The organism is Phocaeicola sartorii JCM 17136 = DSM 21941 (assembly GCF_054653615.1).
This window is the reverse complement of sequence record NZ_BAAIFW010000005.1, coordinates 528126-548892: the sequence shown is the minus strand read 5'-3', so window position 1 is coordinate 548892 and position 20767 is coordinate 528126. Positions and strand designations below refer to the sequence as shown.

At 47.4% G+C, this 20767-nt stretch carries 12 protein-coding genes; 4 read left to right on the top strand and 8 right to left on the bottom strand.

Features of this window, described 5'->3' with window-relative positions; translation table 11 throughout:
- Positions 1-122 precede the first annotated feature (122 nt).
- Entirely contained in the window at positions 123-4145 is a 4023-nt protein-coding gene (locus ACYQ0C_RS02355) for a hybrid sensor histidine kinase/response regulator transcription factor (protein WP_016275445.1), read from the top strand.
- 60 nt (positions 4146-4205) lie between these two features.
- Here ACYQ0C_RS02355 and ACYQ0C_RS02350 read toward each other — a convergent pair whose 3' ends face one another.
- From ACYQ0C_RS02350 to ACYQ0C_RS02335, 4 genes are all read right to left on the bottom strand, one after another.
- A complete protein-coding gene (locus ACYQ0C_RS02350; RefSeq protein WP_016275444.1) occupies positions 4206-5246 on the bottom strand; it encodes a DUF3810 domain-containing protein in 1041 nt (346 codons plus the stop codon).
- 141 nt (positions 5247-5387) lie between these two features.
- A complete protein-coding gene (locus tag ACYQ0C_RS02345; RefSeq protein ID WP_016275443.1) occupies positions 5388-7703 on the bottom strand; it encodes a DUF2264 domain-containing protein in 2316 nt (771 codons plus the stop codon).
- Positions 7704-7808: 105 nt separating this feature from the next.
- Positions 7809-9083 (bottom strand): alpha-l-rhamnosidase, encoded by a 1275-nt coding sequence (locus ACYQ0C_RS02340; RefSeq protein WP_025077026.1) that lies wholly within the window; start codon positions 9081-9083, stop codon positions 7809-7811.
- 454 nt (positions 9084-9537) lie between these two features.
- Positions 9538-10836 carry a UDP-N-acetylmuramoyl-tripeptide--D-alanyl-D-alanine ligase gene (locus tag ACYQ0C_RS02335; protein WP_016275441.1) on the bottom strand — a complete coding sequence of 433 codons (1299 nt, stop codon included), beginning with the start codon at positions 10834-10836 and terminating at the stop codon, positions 9538-9540.
- A 118-nt stretch (positions 10837-10954) separates the two neighbouring features.
- On the opposite strand from ACYQ0C_RS02335, the gene folP reads away from it, so the two are divergent.
- The gene (gene folP / locus ACYQ0C_RS02330; protein ID WP_016275440.1) at positions 10955-11812 is read left to right on the top strand and encodes a dihydropteroate synthase; all 858 of its coding nucleotides are present in this window, start codon (positions 10955-10957) and stop codon (positions 11810-11812) included.
- Between the two features lie 31 nt (positions 11813-11843).
- Complete coding sequence (gene cdaA / locus ACYQ0C_RS02325) at positions 11844-12608, top strand: diadenylate cyclase CdaA (protein ID WP_016275439.1); 765 nt, start codon at positions 11844-11846, stop codon at positions 12606-12608.
- Between the two features lie 46 nt (positions 12609-12654).
- Here cdaA and feoB read toward each other — a convergent pair whose 3' ends face one another.
- Together feoB and ACYQ0C_RS02315 are read right to left on the bottom strand one after the other, a co-directional pair.
- A complete protein-coding gene (gene feoB / locus ACYQ0C_RS02320; RefSeq protein ID WP_016275438.1) occupies positions 12655-14862 on the bottom strand; it encodes a ferrous iron transport protein B in 2208 nt (735 codons plus the stop codon).
- Positions 14855-15160, bottom strand: coding sequence for a FeoA family protein (locus ACYQ0C_RS02315; protein ID WP_081642365.1), 306 nt, complete (start codon positions 15158-15160; stop codon positions 14855-14857). The genes feoB and ACYQ0C_RS02315 overlap by 8 nt, the downstream gene beginning before the upstream one ends.
- Positions 15161-15347: 187 nt before the next feature.
- On the opposite strand from ACYQ0C_RS02315, the gene ACYQ0C_RS02310 reads away from it, so the two are divergent.
- Complete coding sequence (locus ACYQ0C_RS02310) at positions 15348-15524, top strand: hypothetical protein (protein ID WP_016275436.1); 177 nt, start codon at positions 15348-15350, stop codon at positions 15522-15524.
- 175 nt (positions 15525-15699) lie between these two features.
- Here the strand turns inward: ACYQ0C_RS02310 and ACYQ0C_RS02305 are convergent, their stop codons facing one another.
- Both ACYQ0C_RS02305 and ACYQ0C_RS02300 read right to left on the bottom strand, forming a co-directional pair.
- Positions 15700-17880 carry a TonB-dependent receptor gene (locus ACYQ0C_RS02305; protein WP_025077024.1) on the bottom strand — a complete coding sequence of 727 codons (2181 nt, stop codon included), beginning with the start codon at positions 17878-17880 and terminating at the stop codon, positions 15700-15702.
- Positions 17881-18001: 121 nt separating this feature from the next.
- On the bottom strand, positions 18002-20584 hold the full coding sequence (locus tag ACYQ0C_RS02300) for a TonB-dependent receptor (RefSeq protein ID WP_016275434.1): 2583 nt from the start codon (positions 20582-20584) through the stop codon (positions 18002-18004).
- Positions 20585-20767 lie beyond the last annotated feature (183 nt).

The window sequence follows — 20767 nt, the reverse complement described above, 5'->3', positions numbered from 1 at the left end:
CGAAGCATAGAAAAATCGTTCATAACGAGTTTTTAATAGCCTATTGCCGAATTCTTCCCCCTCCGTCAGTATGTCATATCAAAGATTTATGCTAATTTTGCCATACACAAATCAATATTCTCATGAAAAACATACCGTTCATTATTACTCTATTTTTTATCGTCTCACTTTCAAGCTTTGAGAAAATATCAGCACAGCCTTATACCATTAAACGTCTGGGGGTGGAAGACGGACTGTCCAGCAACTATACACAAAAAATTATCCAAGACCAAAAAGGATATATCTGGGTAGCGACCTCATCAGGACTGAACCGGTTCGATGGACAAAAATTCATTCTCTACGGACAAGACAGTCATAGGACAGAGCAAAACTGGATCAACAGCCTGCTGGCCGATCCCACGAACGATAACGTATGGGTTGGAACTGATCAAGGATTGTTCTATTTTGACTATCCCACCGGAAGCATGCTGCCCCATGCCACTCCACTAAGCCACCTGGACAAAAACGTCACGGGACTGGCCACCGCCACCGACTCCGGTATGTGGATTACCCATTATACCGCAGGGGTCATACATTGGTCCGCACAAGACACCACCTGCTATACTCCACAGACAGTACCGGGATTAGAAGGACCTTTCCACACAGCCGTCGATGACGGAAACGGGAACTTATACATCGGCCACAGCGACAAAGGGCTGAGCATTGTCTCGATCAAAAACAACCTTTGCAAGAACTACCGACATGATCCCGGAAACCAGAACAGTCTGCCCGATAACAGCATAAATGTCATTTATAAAGATAAAAGCCACAATATTTGGTTAGGCACCAATAACGGACTGGTACTATTCAACCCACAAAAAGAAAGTTTCACTACTTTCAGACAAATGGAGGATAATGAACACTCCCTGTTAGGTAACCAAGTAGCCGATATCAAACAAATGAATGACGGCACTTTATGGATCTCCACCTATCTGGGCGGAGTCAGCATCTTCAACCTGCCCGAGAATACATTCACCCCTCCGGCACAAGCCAGCTTTACCCGTATCACGGCCAGCAATGACGGACACGGTTTGTCCAGTCCCAATGCACAGAGCATCATCCAGGACTCTTTCGGAAATATATGGATAGGCAACTATCGGGGAGGAATAGACTTTATCAGTCATAGCCAACCCCTGTTCAATACTATCACCTACCAAACAGAAAAGTATGAACATAACTGCAACAAACAAGTCTGGGGACTATGGGCGGACAACAACCGGCAAATATGGCTGGGTGGAGAAGGCGAACTTGGCATTTACAAAGAAGGGAAAAAAATAGAACTCATCCCCCTGAATCAGTGCCACCTGAACAAACAAACACACGTCAGCGTCTTCCATCAGGACAAGCACGGTGATTTGTGGCTGGGTACCCATAAACATGGTGTGGCTATCTATCATCCGGACACCAAACGCATAACCTGTATCGGAGATGATAAAGATGGAAGCCTGGACATCCTATGCTTCTACGAAGATACGAACGGGAAAATGTGGATAGGTACCCAAAGCGGACTTTATTCCGCCTATAACCGGGAGCTGACACAAGAAGATAAAATTAACAGCCTATTGACCAATAAAGGAATAAGAAGCATTCTGAAAGACAAGAACGGCAAACTATGGATAGGAGCCAAAGGATTGTTTCTGTTCGATGAAAAAGGACAACTGTTCCGAAAACTGACGACAGAGCAAAGTTTCCCCATACGCTCTGTCAATTATTTGATGGAAGATTCGCGTAAACGAATCTGGGTAGGGACTAATGACGGAATTCTGGTTTTCCGAGACGCCAGCCATCTGGAAGATTATTCCCATTATGGGACGAAAGAAGGACTGCAAAACGCCAATGTACGCGCCATACAGGAAGACCATGACGGAACCATTTGGCTCAGTACCAATGCCGGAATCTCACGATTGGACGAGAAGACAAAGACTTTCTACAATTACAACCACTATGACGGAGTACCCATGGGAGACTTCATGGACGGATCTACCTGCATTTCCGCTGACGGAATCCTCTATTTCGGCTCACAAGGTGGAGCCTGTTACTTTACTCCCAGTAAAGTCAACTCTATTCGCAAACCGGCACCGGTCACCATCACACAATTTTCTATTTACGACAAACAAACAGAAAGCAAAGATGCGGAACATCCCCTTCCACTGACCGATACCAACATACAGCTCCCTTATAATCAAAATACATTCAAGATTTCATTCAATGTACTAGACTATGCTGTCAGCTCGCAAGTGGAATTTTCATACATCTTGGAAGGATTGGAAAACATTTGGTACAATACACAAGGTGAAAAGCAAATTATTTTCAGAAATATCCCACCCGGGCATTATACTTTTAAAGTAAAAACACGTTTAAGAAACCAAGAGTGGGAAAAGGACGAAGCCACACTGCATATCCGCATCACCCCTCCATTTTGGTTGAGCTGGTATGCCAAACTAATTTACGTCTTGCTGATAATACTGATCATTTACGGAGTTTCACGTTTCTATAAGCGCAAACTGGACTTAGAGAGCTCATTGGAAGTGGAGCGCAAGCAAAGCCTGAACAAGCAGGAACTGAACGAAGAACGCCTGCGCTTCTACACCAACATCACCCACGAACTACGTACTCCGCTCACGCTGATCCTCGGCCCGTTGGAAGACTTGCTGAGTGATGCCACCTTATCTCCCAAACACGCCAACAAAATCAGCATCATTCATGATAGCGCCACCCGTCTGCTGAATCTGATAAACCGCATACTGGAATTCCGCAAGACCGAAACCCAGAACCGTAAATTATCTGTGGACAAGGGAGATTTGGGACAATTGGTACAGGAAGTGGGATTGCGTTACAAAGAGTTGAATTCCAATAACAAAGTAAATTATCATATTCATATCGAAACGGAAGATACGGAAATCTTCTATGACGCGGACATGATCACCATCATACTGGACAACCTGATGAGCAATGCCGCCAAATATACTTCCGAGGGAGATATCACCTTATCGCTCCGTTCGGTAGAAGAGAACCAGATAAAATACACGGAAATCAGTGTCAGTGATACCGGACACGGCATTGCCGCCGAAGCGCTGCCGCACATTTTCGACCGCTATTATCAGGCAAAAAGCAAATACCAGGCATCAGGTTCGGGCATCGGGCTTGCCCTGGTCAAAGGCTTGAGCGAGTTACACGAAGGAATCCTGAAAGTAGAAAGTGCCTTGGATACGGGAACCACATTCACCCTGCGGCTGCTCACCGAGAATACATACCCCAACGCTATCCACGCACAACATGATATGGAAAAGAAACCGACGGATGCCGAGGAAACCACCGTTGCCGATACCCCCACCGAAAATCATCCCATTGTGCTGGTGGTAGAGGACAATACCGACATACGGGAATATATCCGGAGTTCTTTTACTGAATTCTATGAAGTAATCACCGCCAAGGACGGCAAGGAAGGCTGGGAACTGGCACAGGGGCGAATACCCAACATCATTGTCAGCGATATCATGATGCCGGTCATGGACGGTATCGAACTTTGCAAGCGGGTGAAAGAGGATATGCGCACCAGCCATATCCCCGTCATCTTACTGACGGCCAAGGATTCGTTACAGGACAAGGAAGAAGGATATGCATCCGGAGCAGATTCCTACCTGACCAAACCGTTCAGTGCCAAACTGCTGCACAGCCGCATCAACAACCTGTTGGAAAACCGTAAGAAAATAGCCTCTCTGCTGGCACTGGCGGACACACAGCCCAAGCAGGAAAGCGCCGTGAGTTCGTTAAACAAACTGGATAATGAATTCTTGCAGAAAATCACGCAGATCATCGAAGAGAATCTGGAAATGGAAAAGATGGATATCGCTTTCATTGCCGACAAGATGTGCATGAGTCACTCCACCCTTTACCGCAAGATAAAGGGACTGACGGACATGTCTGCCAACGAATTTATCCGTAAGGTAAAAATGCGCAAGGGAGCGGAACTGCTGATGTACGGACAATATACGATTTCAGAAATAGCCTATATGATAGGATTCAGCAGTGTGGCCTATTTCCGCCAATGTTTCAAGGACGAATACGGAATGTCGCCTTCGGATTATGTGAAACAGAAACAATAGACTTCCGCGCGGATGCTGATCATTGTTTGGAATCATCCTGAAAGGTTCTTCTTTAGAGTTTTACTTTTCTTCCAAAGAAAGCAGCATCCCGATCACTTCCGCATAATTCTTTCTGCCGGAAGGAATGTTGTTACCTTTTAAGAACAGGTTATAAATTTGATTCTGCACTTCACCCAGCAGGGTACTGTAACGCTCATTCCAATACATACGTTTATATTCATAATCCTTCACCACTTCGGGACGGATCGTCTTAACCCATTCACGGAACTCCTCTTCCGTCAACACAGAAGAGGCATTGACCAGCACATAGGGTAACAGACCGAAATAGGCACTATAACGCACCGCCGGCCGCATTGAAGAGCGACAAACCCTGTAAGCCCAATAATTCGCTTCCGCCTCATTACTTACCCCCAACAGGTGAGACAGTTCATGGGCATACGTAAAAGGCCATTGCACAGGAAGTAATTCTTCATTCAATTGCGACTCCGCAAAAAAAGGACCCATATATCCCAATACTCCCACACCCGAATAAAGCGGATTGAACCACACCTGCTTCGGATGCTGATAATCCCGGGGAAGAGCCAAACCATACATAGACGGAACCTGCCGGTAAATCTCCTTTATCTCCTGCCGCACCCTTTCAGGATCCGTTTTCACCTCAGCCGTATAGGACTGATTCAGACTATCTGTATAGGAAACAAGGAAACGATGGAATGCCTGTTCGTCGTAACCGGCAGGCTCTACCTCCATCCGCCGGTAAATATCGTAACGGAAATAATTCAAGCCCCACCCCAGATAAAACCAGATATAGACCCATGCCAGCAACTCCACTTCCCTACCTACAATGAATCTCCAGCTTTTCTTCTTCCGGCGTTTGAGAAAAGGATACATAATCATCCATAAAATGATTCCGACCACCAGCATCTCCTCCAAGGAGAAAGGGAAAACAGAAGCTGTAGCGGACAACACCGCCGACAGCCACGGATAGATATGACGGGCATACCCTTCGGCCATGACAGGAAAAAAACGGCAAAGTACAATGCACAGAAGAAGCCATGCAGGCACTATACATCTCAGAATAGGGAGAAATTTTGTTTTCATGGATGCAAAGCTACTATCTTTTTGCCATTTTCAGATACAGATGACACAAAGCTTTTATTTTTTAAACACGAACAACGCAGATGATACGAAGTTGTTTTTATACTTATCCGTATCACCTGCGTCATCCGCGTCTGAAAACAATCAGAATAAATCCCAAGTACGTATATCATCCCCCCAGTGATGGTCCTTCGGGAAAGGTTGTCCGCCCCATGCCTTGGCTTGTGTGCAAGGTTGTGCGGCATCTGTCCAGAACGGATGTGCGGCAGGAAGCCCCAGCGGAAGGAATGCCAGTGATGTCATATACAGACTGCCGTTATTGGTGTACCAATCCGCCACATTGGGCTGACGGCCTGCAAAACCGATGGTCAGGAATCCCGCTTCATTGAAGTTCTCGGTGTTGTCATACATCCGGTGCATCACAGAAGTCAGTGCGGCACGCGCCTGTCCGTTGCTCACCCCTTCGGGAAGCTGCTGATACCAAGCCATCAGCGCCAAGGGCTGCATGGTAGCCAGACGATAAGGAATGGAACGGCCGAATACCGGGAAAGTACCCTCAGGAGAAATCAAGCGTTCCAGTACAAGGCTGAATTTCCTGGCACGTTTCAAAGCGCGGTCATAATATTTTTTATAATGAATACGAGTGTATTTCCCTGCATCCTTCATGCCCTGCAACGTTTCCAGATACATGGGATGGAAGACATAACTGCTATAATAGTCGAAAGCGAAAGAAGGGCCGTCCGCATACCAGCCGTCTCCCGTGTACCATTCCTCCACCTTGCGGATAGCCGAATTGATACGGTATTCGTCACATTCCGCTCCTGCCTTTGCCAGGAAACTCTCGATGGTAGAAGAAAACAGCAGCCAGTTGGTGTAAGGCGGGTCCACCCGGCGCAACTGGGTAAATTCTTCAAAATAACGTTTCTTGGTTGTATCATCCAAAGGCATCCAAAGCTGGTCGTAGGCACGTAGAAAACTTTCGGCCACGTAGGCCGCATCCACCAAAGCCTGTCCGTGTCCTCTCCACAACAGATAGTCGGGATTGGCAGGATCCACCGCATTGGCATAGCTTTTCAATGCCCATTCACGGAGTTGCTTGCGCATCTGTCCCTCTTCTGTATCATCATCGGGAAGTGTCAGCCAGGGAGCGACACCTGCCATCAGGCGTCCGAAGGTTTCCATATAAGTCACCCCTTTGTTACGTCCATCCCAGTTAGGGCTCACCTCTACCAGCATATTCTTTTTCAGATTACCTTCCGCCATATTGCTCAGTACGGGAGATGCCATCTTATAAAGCAGATTGCACCAGTAGGCACGGTCTTGATTTTTAGGAGCTTCCAGATAACGGACATATTCACAAGCAGCCAACAGAAAAGCGCCTACCCCGAAATTAGCTTCAGAATCCGCATCGACCACTTGTCCCGGAATGGCCTTCTCGCCAATCGGCTGTACGTAACCAATCTTGCCATTCTTCTGCAAAGCAGTCTTTGTCAAATAGCTCCATGCTTTATCTACCACCGGTTTATACACTGCCTCATCCAGATAGCCATTGTTGATTCCCCAAAGGAAGCCATAAGTAAAGAAAGCCGTTCCGCTGGTTTCCGGTCCGGGAGCATGGGTGGGATCCATCATGCTACGGGTCCAATAACCTTCCGGTTGCTGGATGGCTGCGACTGCTTCGGCCAGTTTCACATACTTATCAACAAAGAAAGAACGGTGTTTGTAATCTGCGGGAAGATCTTTCAGCACCTTCGCCAGTCCGGCAAGCACCCATCCGTCACCACGTGCCCAGAAATCCTTCTTTCCGCTGGGAGTCTTGTGCTTGGGATAAACATATTTGGCATCCCGATAATACAGGCCGGTTTCCCGGTCGAGCATGATGCCGTCTGAATAAGTGATGTATTCATACAGTTTGTCCAGATAGAGAGGATTGCCCGTCACCTTATACAGTTTGGTCATGACAGGCATTACCATATACAGACCGTCACTCCACCACCAGTAATCCTGATTGGGTGTACTCATCTCATACTCCATCACTTCACGGGCACGGGCTATCTTATAGTTGTCCGGAAGGATATTATAAAGGTCGATATACGTCTGGAAACAAACCTGATAATCTCCGAACAATACATATTCATCACTCTCGCCGTAAGAGTATTTCCATTTAGATTTATCCTTTTCCTTGGCTCCCTTCCATTCATTGTGCATGGCCCAGGCTTCAGAATATGCACGGTAGTTTTCATTACCGGTCAGAAAGTATGCCTCCATGTTTCCGGTGTGGTAAGCGGCATTGTCCCAAAACGAACGGACTTCGGGTTTGTTATGCGTTTGCCAATAAGTGTTTACCTTGTCTATAATCCCCCGTACTTCCTTGGCTTCGGAAGAGGGCTTGGCGGCAACCTGCATGGAAAGCAACAAGGCGCCCGCACAAACAAGGGTTTGCTTCAATAATTTGTTCATCATATTAATAATTTATCTATTTGCCAATTTGCTTGCACTATGTGGCAACTTGCTAATGTGCCTGCGCTATGTGCCGCATGATCATTGGCCAATTGGCACATTGATTTACAGTTCCAACACATACACCATTTGCGGTTCGGTTTCCACCATTTTCTCGCCATCTCCCTGACGGGTGTCCTGCACATAAATATGAAGTTGTTTCTTCGTTTTCCACAGCTCCGTGTCATGGCTGGGTTCCCATGCATTTACGGGAAAATCCGTCAGGTCCTTCACGCGCCACTCACCATACTGTACGTCTTTGGTATAGTACATGGAAACTTTGCTGCCACGTTCCTGGTCACGGAACAGATAGTACACTTCTCCGTTGTCCACCACCATCCGGGGACGGGAAATGGGAATCATCTTGGTCCCTCCTCCTTTCAAGGAGAAAGGAGTCTTGCGATTGGAAACCTGACGGCTGTGCCACTTCACACCATCGTGCCAGACGATGCGGTATTGGGGGACATCACTATCGGGACTGCGCCAGTAGGTAGCGATGTATGGATGACCTGCGACATCCGTGCTCATACTGGTCTGGTTTATCAGTTCGGCATTCTGAGGAATACGACAGGCATATTCGGCATTGCCCAAACGGATAGGAAGCTCATACTTCTGTCCGTTGGTCTTATACCAGTTTTTCCCCCCGTCCAAAGAACGGGCATAGCATAAATCGTGATTGGTTTCCACATGCCAGGTCTCACGCCACACCCAGGAAAGATGGATGGTTCCCACTTGGTCCACATACAGCTGCCAATAGGCATTGCGCTCGTTTTCTCCGTCCACAAGGACATCCTGCACACGCTCCCACTTGCGGGATTTCACATCATACCGGTTCATCACCATATTTCCCCTTCCGGAAGCGCCCGAGCGATAAACAAAAAGCAAATCTCCATCAGCCAGCAAATGGAACTCAGGATAGGTCACATCTTCTTCCTCATGGCCTATCATCGGTTCTTTATCTCCCAGAACAAGGGTATCGGGAGCAATACTGCGGCAATAATTCAGCTTATGCCCGTGGTGGTCGAAAGAAAGATGAAGATAGCCGTCGCCATCTACCATCATGCTGATAATGTTATGTGCATCTTGTACGTTTCCTTTATATTGCGAACGGTACAAAGTCCACTCCTCGGTACCCAGCCGGCGTTTGCCCAGCATCAGCCAACCGTCAGCGTCATAATAAGAAATGTATTGGGTGTCTCCATGTGTCACGATGGAGTTGTTACGGAATACGGTGGCGTTTACCGAAGTGCTGCTGAACCCTTTCCCTACCTCTACCAGCCGTTGGGAATGAGCAGAAAAAGCGATACAGCATAATGCGATTAGTAAAAATAAGTTCTTCATAGCCATTCTATTGATAACGCTGCAAAAGTAACTGATTTCTGTCATAGTAGGGATCAATAATTCGGCAGTAAAGAGGCAAAAAACGGTCAAAACCGATTATTATATCTATTTTAAAGAAAAATTCAGAGAACTAAAAAAGAAGAAAGCTTGCATGAAAAGGCAGGATTTACTGCAAGTCATTACATCAAAAATTACATTTACCGTAGAGGTGGGGAGTGCCCCATAGCCGTCAAGCCAAACCGGCAATTGTCGTTTCCACCCACTGTAGGGGCGGAATGCTTCCGCCCGAACCATCGGTCACGACCTTGGGAGTAATGCATCCACAAATACACTTCTCAGAGTGTTATCGGGCGCATTCAATGCGCCCCTACAGTGGATAACAGCGCCATCTGCCGACTTAGCCTGACGGTTATAGGGTATCCTCCTACTGTGAATGAAACTGCCAACCGGTTAACTATAATATTTCCTGAAGCTGGCCCAACTTCATACTGTTGGAACCTTTAATCAAAATATAATATCCTTTCGGCTTATATCTTTCCAACACCTGTTTCAATGCAACCACATCTTTAAAATGTTCAAAGGGCGGAAGCACTTTACCAAACTCCTCCCCAACCAGAAGCACTCGCTCAAAATCACATTCACCCAGATAATCCGCAATCTTCTGATGTTCCTCATGACTGGTTTCTCCCAGCTCTTTCATATCACCCAGAATAACCATCTTATGAGCGACATCCATCAACCGGAAATTCTCCAAAGCCGCCATCATACTGGTGGGGTTCGCATTGTATGCATCGACTATCAATTTATTGTCCATGGTTTCCGTCAACTGCGAACGATTGTTATGGGGAACATACGCCTCCAATGCTTCACAAATCTGTCGGGACGGAACACTGAAGAACCGACCTACCGTAATGGCAGCCAATGCATTTTTCATATTATAGCTGCCGATAAGGTGGGTATGCACTTCGAATTTCTGTCCCTCGTGCTCCCATTCAAACGAAAGGAACGGAGCACAGGAGCCAAGCTTGCCGCAGATGTAAAGGCCTTCACCCCCTTCCAGTCCATAACAAATACGGGTAAGCCCTTGAGAGATAGCTGTGAGATACTCATTGTCCTTGTCGATAAAAATAATATGTTTGCCATTGTAACGCAGATGGTCATACAACTCGCCTTTGGTCTTGATGACTCCTTCGAAAGATCCGAAACCTTCCAGATGTGCCTTACCCACATTCGTGATCATACCGTAATCCGGTTCCACGATGCGGGTCAGCGCCTTGATTTCACCCGGATGGTTCGCTCCCATCTCGATAACAGCCAGCTCATGCTCGGGAGTCAGCCTCAGCAAAGTCAGAGGAACACCGATATGGTTGTTCAAATTCCCCTGTGTATAAAGCACCTCAAACCTTTTTTGCAGCACAGAAGCTATCAGTTCCTTGGTAGTGGTCTTTCCGTTTGTACCCGTGATACCGATGATACGGGTTCCCAGCTTATGCCGGTGATAGTTAGCCAATTCCTGCAACGCTTTCAGGCAATCGTCCACCAACAGGATGCGCGGATTACCATCGGCCGCATATTCTTTCTCGTCCACCACAGCATACTGGCAACCTTTTTCCAATGCTTGAAGCGCGAATTCATTTCCATTGAATGTCTCCCCTTTCAGGGCTATGAACATAGAGCCCTTGGGGCAATTGCGACTGTCGGTAGTCACCTTGCCGCATTCCGTAAAACACTTATATAAAGCTGAAATATCCATCTTTCGCTTTGCTTTTAAATTAAGTTGATACAAAGATAACTGAAAAATAATTCATGATATAACAAAAACTCAAGAATTGTGCGTACTTTTGTACAACCTAAATGACGAGCCGTAAACAATGGAAACTAAAACCGCCAAATACATCAATGTCAACGGGCAACTGATGGACCTCTCCCGTCCGCAAGTAATGGGAATCCTGAATGTGACGCCCGATTCTTTCTATGCCGGCAGCCGGCAGCAAACGGAAAAAGATATAATCAGCCGCGCCTCCCAAATACTGGAAGAGGGAGCTTCCATCATTGACATAGGTGCCTACTCCTCACGCCCCAATGCCGAACACATCAGCCCCGGGGAAGAGATGAGCCGCCTGCGTACCGGACTGGAAATCATCAACCGCCATCATCCCGGCTGTGTGGTGTCCGTTGACACTTTCCGTGCGGATGTAGCCCGGATGTGTGTGGAGGAGTATGGAGTGGCAATCATCAATGACATTGCCGCCGGCGAAATGGACCCGCAGATGTTCGGCACGATTGCCCGGCTGGGAGTACCTTATATTATCATGCACATGCAAGGCACACCGCAAAACATGCAAATGAATCCGCATTATGACAATCTGTTGAAAGAAGTCTTCTTCTATTTTTCGGAAAAAGTACAGAAATTACGCAATTTAGGAGTAAAAGATATTATTCTGGACCCCGGTTTCGGTTTCGGAAAAACAGTAGAACATAATTATCAGTTGATGAACCACCTGGAAGAGTTCAGCCTGTTCGAACTTCCGTTACTGGTCGGTGTGTCGCGCAAGTCAATGATTTACAAGCTGCTGGGCGGCACCCCCGATGACGCCTTGAACGGAACAACGGTACTGGATACCATTTCCCTGCTAAAAGGAGCGGACATCCTCAGAGTGCACGATGTAAAGGCGGCTGTGGAAACCGTGAAGATAGTACAGAAGATGAAAGACTCCGCCGCCTTTTAATTCTTAATATTCAATTTTTAATTCAAGAAAGATGTTTATTGATTTTAGTATAAAAGACCTTATCGATATCCTGCTGGTAGCCTATCTGCTTTATCAGACTTACCGTCTGATGAAAGATTCGGGCTCTATCAATATCTTCATCGGCATCCTGGTATTTATAGGTATCTGGCTGATTGTGTCTCAGGTGCTGGAAATGAAACTGCTGGGGTCTATCTTCGATAAACTGGTCAGTGTAGGTGTCCTGGCCTTGATCATTCTTTTCCAGGATGACATACGCCGGTTCCTCGTCACACTGGGTTCGCACAAACAGTTGGGACGTTTCTTCCGGTTCCTGACAGGAAACAAACAGGAAAAGACAGAGAAAGCGGACATCATGCCGATTGTACTTGCCTGCATGAGCATGAGCAAAGGGAAAGTGGGTGCACTGATTGTCATTGAAAAAGCTGTGCCGCTGAATGATATCATCCGTACAGGAGAAATCATCAACGCCAATGTGAACCAGCGGCTGATAGAGAATATTTTCTTCAAGAACAGTCCTTTACACGACGGAGCCATGATTATCCGCCACAAACGGATAGAGGCGGCCGGCTGTATTCTCCCAGTATCCCACGACTTGAATATCCCTAAGGAACTGGGATTAAGGCATCGGGCAGCCATGGGCGTATCACAGGAAACAGACGCACTGGCCATTATCGTCTCAGAAGAGACAGGAGGTATCTCCGTGGCTTATAAAGGGCAGTTCCATCTAAGGCTGACAGCGGAAGAACTGGAACGTATCTTGACGAAAGAGGACTGAAAGCCCCCATGCGGCCTCCGGCAAAACTCCCCCCTATCTGCCCCCGCTAGCCACACAGATACCATACCTGGGCTACAATAAATGTAAGGACAAGCCCCATTACGACAGGCAGCAGGGAGGCGACCAAAGTCCATTTCACACTGCCTGTCTCTTTATAAATGGTAAAGATAGTGGTAGAGCAAGGATTATGCAACAGGCTGAAAAACATCACATTGATGCCGGTTAGCAATGTCCATCCTCCGGCATACAGGATAGCGGCCGTTCCCGGTACAGAATCCAGTTCAAACATCACTCCGGTACCGCTACCCACTCCGGTAATGCCAGTATGAATGACGGTCAGCATCAATATCGTAGGAATCACTATTTCATTGGCAGGAATGGCAATGATATAGGCCAGTAAAATCACACCGTTCAAACCAAACAGGGTGGCAAAAGGATCGGACCAGTCAATGAAATGCACCGCCAGGCTGACCCCTCCTATCCGGATATTCGCCACCAGCCATATCACCACACCGGCGGGCAACGCAAAAATGACAGCTCTCCAAAGCACAAAAACAGTACGGTCTATCAGCGAAGTATAGAGTGTCTGCCAGAAACGCGGAGGACGATAAGGGGGCAGTTCCAGACTAAACGTGGAAACTTCGCCTTGCAACACCGTGCGGCTGAGCATCCACGACACCCCGAAACTGAGGGCAATGCCCAGCAAGGCCACAAATATAACAGCAGCCGCCGTGATCACGCCATCCAGCGCGGGAGGCACGCACGCGCCAATGAAAATACCGGCTATGAGAATCTGCGTAGGCCACCGTCCGTTGCATAATGAAAAATTATTTGTAATAATGGCTATCAACCTTTCGCGAGGACTGTCAATGATACGCGCAGCCACCACTCCTGCCGCATTACAGCCAAAGCCCATGCTCATAGACAAAGCCTGTTTGCCATGGGCGCCCACCTTGCGGTAAATGCCATCCAGATTAAACGCGATGCGGGGAAGATAGCCCAAATCTTCCAATAACGTAAACATAGGAAAGAATATGGCCATGGGCGGAAGCATTACGGCAATGACCCATGCACCCGCCAGATAGGCTCCATCAATCAAGACTCCCGTAAGCCAGGAGGGAAAGCCAGCCATGACCGTCCATTCTTTCAGCAACGGATAAAACCTTTCCAGCAAAATATCCGAGAGCCAGCCGGAAGGATAGTTGGCTCCGATGATGGTTATCCAGAACACCAAAGCCAAGAGCAAGAACATAATGGGAAATCCCCAACGCTTGCTGGTCACAATCCGGTCTATCTGCAGGTCTTTGGCATAGACCTTATCTCCGCTTCCCTGATATACGGATTCCCCGGCTATCACCGCTGCTTTTTTATAAATAGCCTCCACTATCCCGTCGTGTATATCCCGACCGGTGTTCCGGCGTAATGAGGCCGCCAGTTCCAACACCTCCTCTGCATTCCGCATACCATCTACAGAGGTGTTCTGTACATACCAGGCATTGTTTTTCAAGGCATCAGTGATGCGCCTGTCTCCTTCAAGCAACCTTAACGCAATCCAATCCGGGCTCTGTATGTCCGGATAAAATTCCTTTAATTTCCGCCTCAGCGCCACAATCGCTTCTTGCAGTTCGGGCGGACGGGCTCCGATGGAATGACGCCTGCACTGAAACGTACCGGTCACGACCTCCTCTATGGCCTCCAGCAAAGCCCCCATTCCTTCTCTCCGTCTGGCGGAAGCAGGCACTACGGGTATTCCCAGCCGTCTGGACAAAGCACGTATGTCTATCCGGATTCCGTTACGCACCGCTTCGTCCATCAGGTTCAGGCAAAGCACCGCCTTATCCGTTATTTCCAATATCTGCAGAACCAGATTCAAGTTCCTTTCCAGGCGGGTAGCATCGACCACTATAACCGTCACATCGGGTTTATCGAACAAGATATAATCTCTGGCCACCTCTTCATCCTCACTGGTAGAGAGCAGGGAATAAGTGCCGGGCAGATCGGTTATCTCATATTTACAATGATTGTATCTGAAGGCCCCCTTTGCCCGGGTCACCGTCTTACCGGGCCAGTTACCGGTATGCTGGTGCAACCCTGTCAGGTTATTAAAGACAGAACTTTTACCGGTATTGGGGTTTCCCGCCAAAGCGATTCTGTAATTTGAATCTTCGTATGCCGTGCCCAGATATTCCATTTTTTGTCCTGCGGGGTTGTAGGCAGGACAATTCTTGCACAAAGTCTGATTATCTCTATTCATGATCTCTTTTTATAAAAACGAGTCCAGCCTGTTCCTTTCTAAGCCCTACGACAGTCCCTAAGATAAAATAACCGATAGTGTCTCCAAAAGCACTTTGAAGAACCGCTTTTATTTTCTTCCCCGGTACAATGCCGAAATCCAGTAAACGCCTTCGCTGCGGACCTGTACATTGGCGGGATATGCCGACAATCTCCGCCTCCTCCCCCACACTCAACGAAGAGAGCGGAACCGGGGAAGCTCCACCTGAAAGCCTTCTCTTCACATTCGTTTCTTTCATGACTTCATCTACTTTTTCCATTCTACAAAAGTCCGCATTCCAAGCGGAAGCCGCAATACCTAAAAAAGAGTATTCTATCTTCCTAAACCAGAAGCGAATACAACGTTTTCACCCATCAGAGAAAGCACATGCAAAATGTATCCGCAAGCTACAGTTTCAGAAACAGGCTCTATTTTTCCGGAAGTTTCACTCATAACGAGTCCAGTGGATGGAAGGAAGCTATACCGGAAGAGCCAAACAATGGAAGCCTAAACAACAGTATCTGCCAAGCGGACAAATAAAAGCCACAAACGGCAATTATTATAAACTCCGCTTCCCGAACATGAGTGCAACGGACGGCAGTGTACGGAGTAAACCGGAAATAAAATATCTGCTGGTTAAATAAAGACTGATTATCCGCAATCATACCGCAAAATGGAAACAAGGAACTTTTTCATTTATGTAATTTAACGCTATGAATATCCAAAACGACTGCAGGAGTAAATAAAAGGTTCATTTTCTCTAAAGTTGAGTATTAATACACCTTCTTCCTCATAAACAGACGCCCGTATTTTGACAGATTAAAACCTCAATTTAACACCTCCGTTCATCACAAAGCCGTCCAGCGGAGCATAAATATCACGAAAGACCGGATGAGTGATACTGCCTGTGTTGATGGTGTCAAAATGGGTCTGCCTTCTGTCCGTAAAGTTCTCAAAATTGGCGAAGAGCGAAAAGTTCTCCCATATTTTTTCAATCATGAAGCCACATATCATATAGGCTTTTCCCCGGCTGCTGTCATTCAGCTTCTGAGAGCTGAAATAATAAGATTCCAGACCTATCCTCCACTTATCTTCCACCTCATACATCAATACGGCATTGATGCGATGCTTGGGAACCAGCGTGTTTTCATGACAGCCGCCTCCCGCTTCATGCGTCCCTGCATCCGTAAATGTATAACCCACATACAAATGCAGGTCTTCATAACCGATCTTCACATTGGTTTCCCCACCCCGGGTAGCCATGTGCCCGGACTGTTCCAACTGATACAACCCTCCTTCCAGTTCCCGCAAGAATAACGGTGACTGCAAATAGGTATAAAAAAACAACTGATTGACACTAAAGGAAACACGGTCATCGCAAAGGGAAGTGACATAATTCACATCCCAGTTCAGGCCGTAACTCCTCTCCAGCTTGCTATGCTTCTTATCTACCGGCAACACACCTTTATATTGGAGTCTTTCGGTATCTTCCGTAAAAATGGTAGGGACTTTGTAGCCGAATCCTCCCCCCAGCCGGGAAGAAAGACGGTCGGTTACTTTAAAATGGGCCGATACTCGCGGCAGCAGGGCATACCCGTAGCCGGAAACATAATCGGCGCGTAATCCCGCTTCCCAATCAAACCACTCCGCCACTTTCCAGTCGTTCTGGACAAATGCCCCCAATGTGGCTTGGTTGTAATTCCTCAACGGGAAAGCGGACAACCTCCGTTCTTTGAAACGCTCCGTCCAAAGGTTGATTCCGCCTACCCACTCAGAACGGCTGCGAGTCTGCACCAAAGAAAGCTCATGGAAAGAAGAAAGCTGGCTGCCTTCGAAGCGAAAAGCAGGCTCGCTCATTTTCCGGTCATCATAAGTGACGCTGCTCTTGAACGCCAACCTGTTTTGTTCATTCCACCGATGGTCCACAGCCAACCGTACGGCATGTCGCCGAGTCTTATTCCGCTCATAGTAAGAATGGACGCTATCTCCCCTTCCCTTCACATAAAGGATATCGCCTCCCAAACGATTTTCGAACATCGTTTCCAAAGCCAAATTCAATTCGGTATGTGGCGATAAATAGAGAAAAAGTTTGGGATTCAGCGTATATCGGTCAAAAGCGGGAATAGCAGTAAAAGCGGTTCCACCGGGAGCGTACCCCCAGTTTCTGTTATAAGCCGCCAGGAAAGTTCCACCCACTTTCCCGCCACGCTGTCCCCAGAACACACCGGTGTCCAGCCCGTTGCCCGTCGTTCCGTTGAGCAGCAGGCTGAGTTCCCGCTTTTCCTCCGGAACTTTGGAAACCAAGTTGATCAAACCTGCTATCGCTCCACCCCCATAGAGGGTGGAAGCCGAGCCTTTTATCACCTCTACCTGCTTCAAATCCAACGGAGGCGTCTGCAGCAGTCCCAACCCACTTGCAGCATCCGAAAAAGCAGGAAAACCGTCTTTCAAAATCTGGGTGTACCGCCCTTCCAGTCCTTGGATGCGGATCGTGGCATTTCCCGAAGCTGCAGAGGTCTGTCCGGTGGAGATTCCCGTACTTTCACTCAGCAACATACGTATATCACCGGGACTCATACTGGCTTTTTCATCCAGTTCCTCGGCAGACATAAACTCAATGCGGGTCGGTATGTTTTGTATGGTGCGCGTGCCTCTGGTAGCCTGAACAATCACTTCTTCCAACTCTTCCGCATCCGGAACGAGATATACCCTGAGCGTATCGGAAGCGGTTTCGGGAAAGCGATAAGTCCGGGTGTCACTCTTATAACCCACATAGCTGAAAGAAATTTCATGCTCACCATCGGGTATGCCTGTAAGGATCAATATCCCGTCTTTGTCCGAAACAGCCGTCCGGGACGTATGTTCCAAAACGGCAACGGCTCCCGCCAGCAGTTCTTTATCCTCCTTATCCCTGACCATGACGGTAAGTGTATTTTGCCCATACGCGAAAGAAGCCACCCCCAACAGTGTTATGATTAATTTAATGGTATTTGCCTTCATCTTTTTATGATTGAAAAAATCCTCTTACTTAATCCCTATCTGGCAATAGTGAAAAAATAAGAGGATTCCCGTTCTTGGATTTAATCTGATTATTATCTGTCTCTACAAGCTTGGTTAATTACTAATAGCTTATTTTCATGCCGGCAAAATAGCAGCGCGGCGCTCCCGGCCCATAGATGTATGCAGAGTCTCTCAAAGGACCTCTGTCAAAGTCTTTTTGATAAGCATTGAAGATGTTCTGTACACCGGCAGACACTTGAAGCGTAGCCATTTTGTACAGAGAGAAATCATAGGACAGCTTGCATCCCAGTTCAAAGAACCCTGGTGTCTTGAAGGTGCGTGCTCCGTAAGTAGAGACGGTCTGTCCCGGTCCGTTCTGGAGACGTTCAGTATGAATAATGGCCGCAGGCTGGTTATAGAACATTTCCACTTTTCCATCCTCATCGGTCGGAATCAGGTGCCCCACCAGCATCTTGCCGGTATAGTTCCCGGAAACGGTAAGTGCAAACTTCTTGGTAAAGTTGGCTGTACCTACAAAATAAGCATATACGTCCGGAGTACGATACATGCGGCGTGTGGCAAACGCATCGCCGTCATCCCATTGCTGTTCCTTATCCCATAAACTTTTCTGGACGGTGAGTCCGGTTTGCAACTGTACATAGTTCAGATAAGCGATTCTAGCTTCCAAATTTCCACCATATACCTTTGCGCCATCCGAGTTTATACGGATTTTCACTTTGCCTCCTCCGGGGGCATCTTGCTGGGTGGAACTGAAAGCATCTTTCAGTTGTGTATAGAATCCTTCCACCATCAAATTAAGTTGCCATGCACCGAAGCGGTGATACCAGTCTGCCGATGCGCTCAGGCTGTGGGAAGTTTCCTCTTTCAATGACGAAGAGTTCTCGGAAAGAATCAGTTCACCGCCGGCATTGTCCACATGTAAGTCCTCATCATACAATTGCGGGGCACGGAATCCTTTGCTGTAGCTTACGCGCAGGCTGAGTTCCTTAACCGGATTGAAACGCAAGTTGGCACGAGGGCTTATAATGGCATGTTTCACCAAAGCATGCTTGTCCACACGCGCACCGACAAGGATGCTCCACCATTCATTTTTCCATTCATTTTGCAGGAAAGCGCTCTGCACATGTACCTTTTGAGAAATCGGTGCGGGACGGTAGCCGCTGATATCATCCAGCTTGTCGTGGGTATATTCCACCCCTAAGGTCAGCTGTGAAGGCATAAACAACAGTTTGTCGATGTCATAAGAATACTGGGCGCCCATCATATAGGTCATGCCCTCGGTACGTCCGTAAGAAGCCATGCGCTTCACCAATGTCTCCATTTCGCTGTTGTCCAGTCCGCCAAAAGGTAATTGTCCAAATTCATTATCCACCTTTGCTCCAAGTTCTTCTTCAGATAATTCCGGATGGTCTTTCTTGAACTGTTCCGCAAACGCGTCCTTCTTGGCATCCAGATTTTCTTGTCCTTTGGTAAGTATGTCCGAAGCCAGTTTCTCATCTCCTCCGTAATAGCTCTTGCGGCTTACCTTCATAAAAGAGGCATAGGCGTTCAGGTGATGTTTCCCATTGGGGCTGAAAAGCGTATAATTCAAGCTACCCAGGTTGTTGGTATGCTCCAACTGTTCGGTTATGTGAGCGTTATGAGGCTCATTATGCAACAAGTCACCTCCTCTTCTGAACTCGTGCGTGTTATGGTATTCGGCTGTAACCTTCGAATAGTTGCTTGGTTTTATAAAGGCTCTGAATCCCAATGTACGTCCGTCCAGCATCGGCATTTCAGTATAGCCGTCTTTATCACGGTCATATCCCGAACGGTGACGCGTCTGTCCGAACAAGGTCACTCCTACCTTATTATTATCCATCAGGATAGAGCCGTTGAAGTTGGTGGTATTTTCAAAGGTCCCCAAGCCTCCCAGTCCGCGTATCTGGTGTGAAAGGCTGGCCGAATTACTCATCGGTTCTTTGGTGATGATGTTGATGGTTCCGGCAATAGCGGAAGAACCGAACAAAGCCGAACCTCCTCCACGCATCACTTCCACCCGCTCAATCATGTTAGCCGGTATCTGTTCCAGTCCGTAAATTCCGGCCAAAGCGCTGAATACGGGGCGGGAGTCAATCAGTATTTGTGAATAAGGCCCGTCGAGTCCGTTAATACGTACCTGGCTGAATCCGCAATTCTGGCAATTGGTCTCCACACGCACACCCGGCTGGAATTTCAATCCTTGCGCCAAGTCTGTCGATTCCGTACGCTCAAACAATTTCGCATCCAGCACATTGACCAGTGTAGGGGCCAGTTTGCGTTTGGTTTCATTACGGTTGGCAGAAACAACCACCGCATCCAGTGCTATGGCATCTTGTTCCAGTTCAAAATCCTCCTCCAATGTTTTCCCACGTTTCAGATGCACCTTACGGCTGACTGTTTTATAACCTACCGAACTTACTTCGAGGGTAAAGTCTCCTTCGGGAAGGTTCTTCAGGTAATAATGACCGGTAGCATCGGTCACAGTGCCTACAGTGGTACCTTTCAAGGCAACTGTGATATAGGCCAAGTGTTCTTTCGTATCCTTGTCCAACACATGGCCTATCATGTTTGCATCAGACTTGTTCAATGTTTTCTCATCGCCAGCCATTGCCGAAGCGAATGCATAGCATAAACAAATTATTAAAACAGTTAGTTTTTTCATATTCAGAAATTCTTATTTAATGATTAATTCTCCATTTACCCTAAAAAAAACAGGTTCTCCGGCAGAGCTTTCAATGATCTTGTTTCTCGTCTTCCAATGCTGTAATTCCTATCCCCTAAAACCCAAACTGATCACATGGCAATTTTAACATGGGAATATCAGACATACAGCAACTAGTAACGG

What these genes read in the sequence shown, in the direction of transcription:
- ACYQ0C_RS02355 (WP_016275445.1), top strand. Translation starts at nt 123, where the DNA reads ATGAAAAACATACCGTTCATTATTACTCTATTTTTTATCGTCTCACTT.
- ACYQ0C_RS02350 (WP_016275444.1), bottom strand. Translation starts at nt 5,246, where the DNA reads ATGAAAACAAAATTTCTCCCTATTCTGAGATGTATAGTGCCTGCATGG.
- ACYQ0C_RS02345 (WP_016275443.1), bottom strand. Translation starts at nt 7,703, where the DNA reads ATGAACAAATTATTGAAGCAAACCCTTGTTTGTGCGGGCGCCTTGTTG.
- ACYQ0C_RS02340 (WP_025077026.1), bottom strand. Translation starts at nt 9,083, where the DNA reads ATGAAGAACTTATTTTTACTAATCGCATTATGCTGTATCGCTTTTTCT.
- ACYQ0C_RS02335 (WP_016275441.1), bottom strand. Translation starts at nt 10,836, where the DNA reads ATGGATATTTCAGCTTTATATAAGTGTTTTACGGAATGCGGCAAGGTG.
- folP (WP_016275440.1), top strand. Translation starts at nt 10,955, where the DNA reads ATGGAAACTAAAACCGCCAAATACATCAATGTCAACGGGCAACTGATG.
- cdaA (WP_016275439.1), top strand. Translation starts at nt 11,844, where the DNA reads ATGTTTATTGATTTTAGTATAAAAGACCTTATCGATATCCTGCTGGTA.
- feoB (WP_016275438.1), bottom strand. Translation starts at nt 14,862, where the DNA reads ATGAATAGAGATAATCAGACTTTGTGCAAGAATTGTCCTGCCTACAAC.
- ACYQ0C_RS02315 (WP_081642365.1), bottom strand. Translation starts at nt 15,160, where the DNA reads ATGGAAAAAGTAGATGAAGTCATGAAAGAAACGAATGTGAAGAGAAGG.
- ACYQ0C_RS02310 (WP_016275436.1), top strand. Translation starts at nt 15,348, where the DNA reads ATGGAAGGAAGCTATACCGGAAGAGCCAAACAATGGAAGCCTAAACAA.
- ACYQ0C_RS02305 (WP_025077024.1), bottom strand. Translation starts at nt 17,880, where the DNA reads ATGAAGGCAAATACCATTAAATTAATCATAACACTGTTGGGGGTGGCT.
- ACYQ0C_RS02300 (WP_016275434.1), bottom strand. Translation starts at nt 20,584, where the DNA reads ATGAAAAAACTAACTGTTTTAATAATTTGTTTATGCTATGCATTCGCT.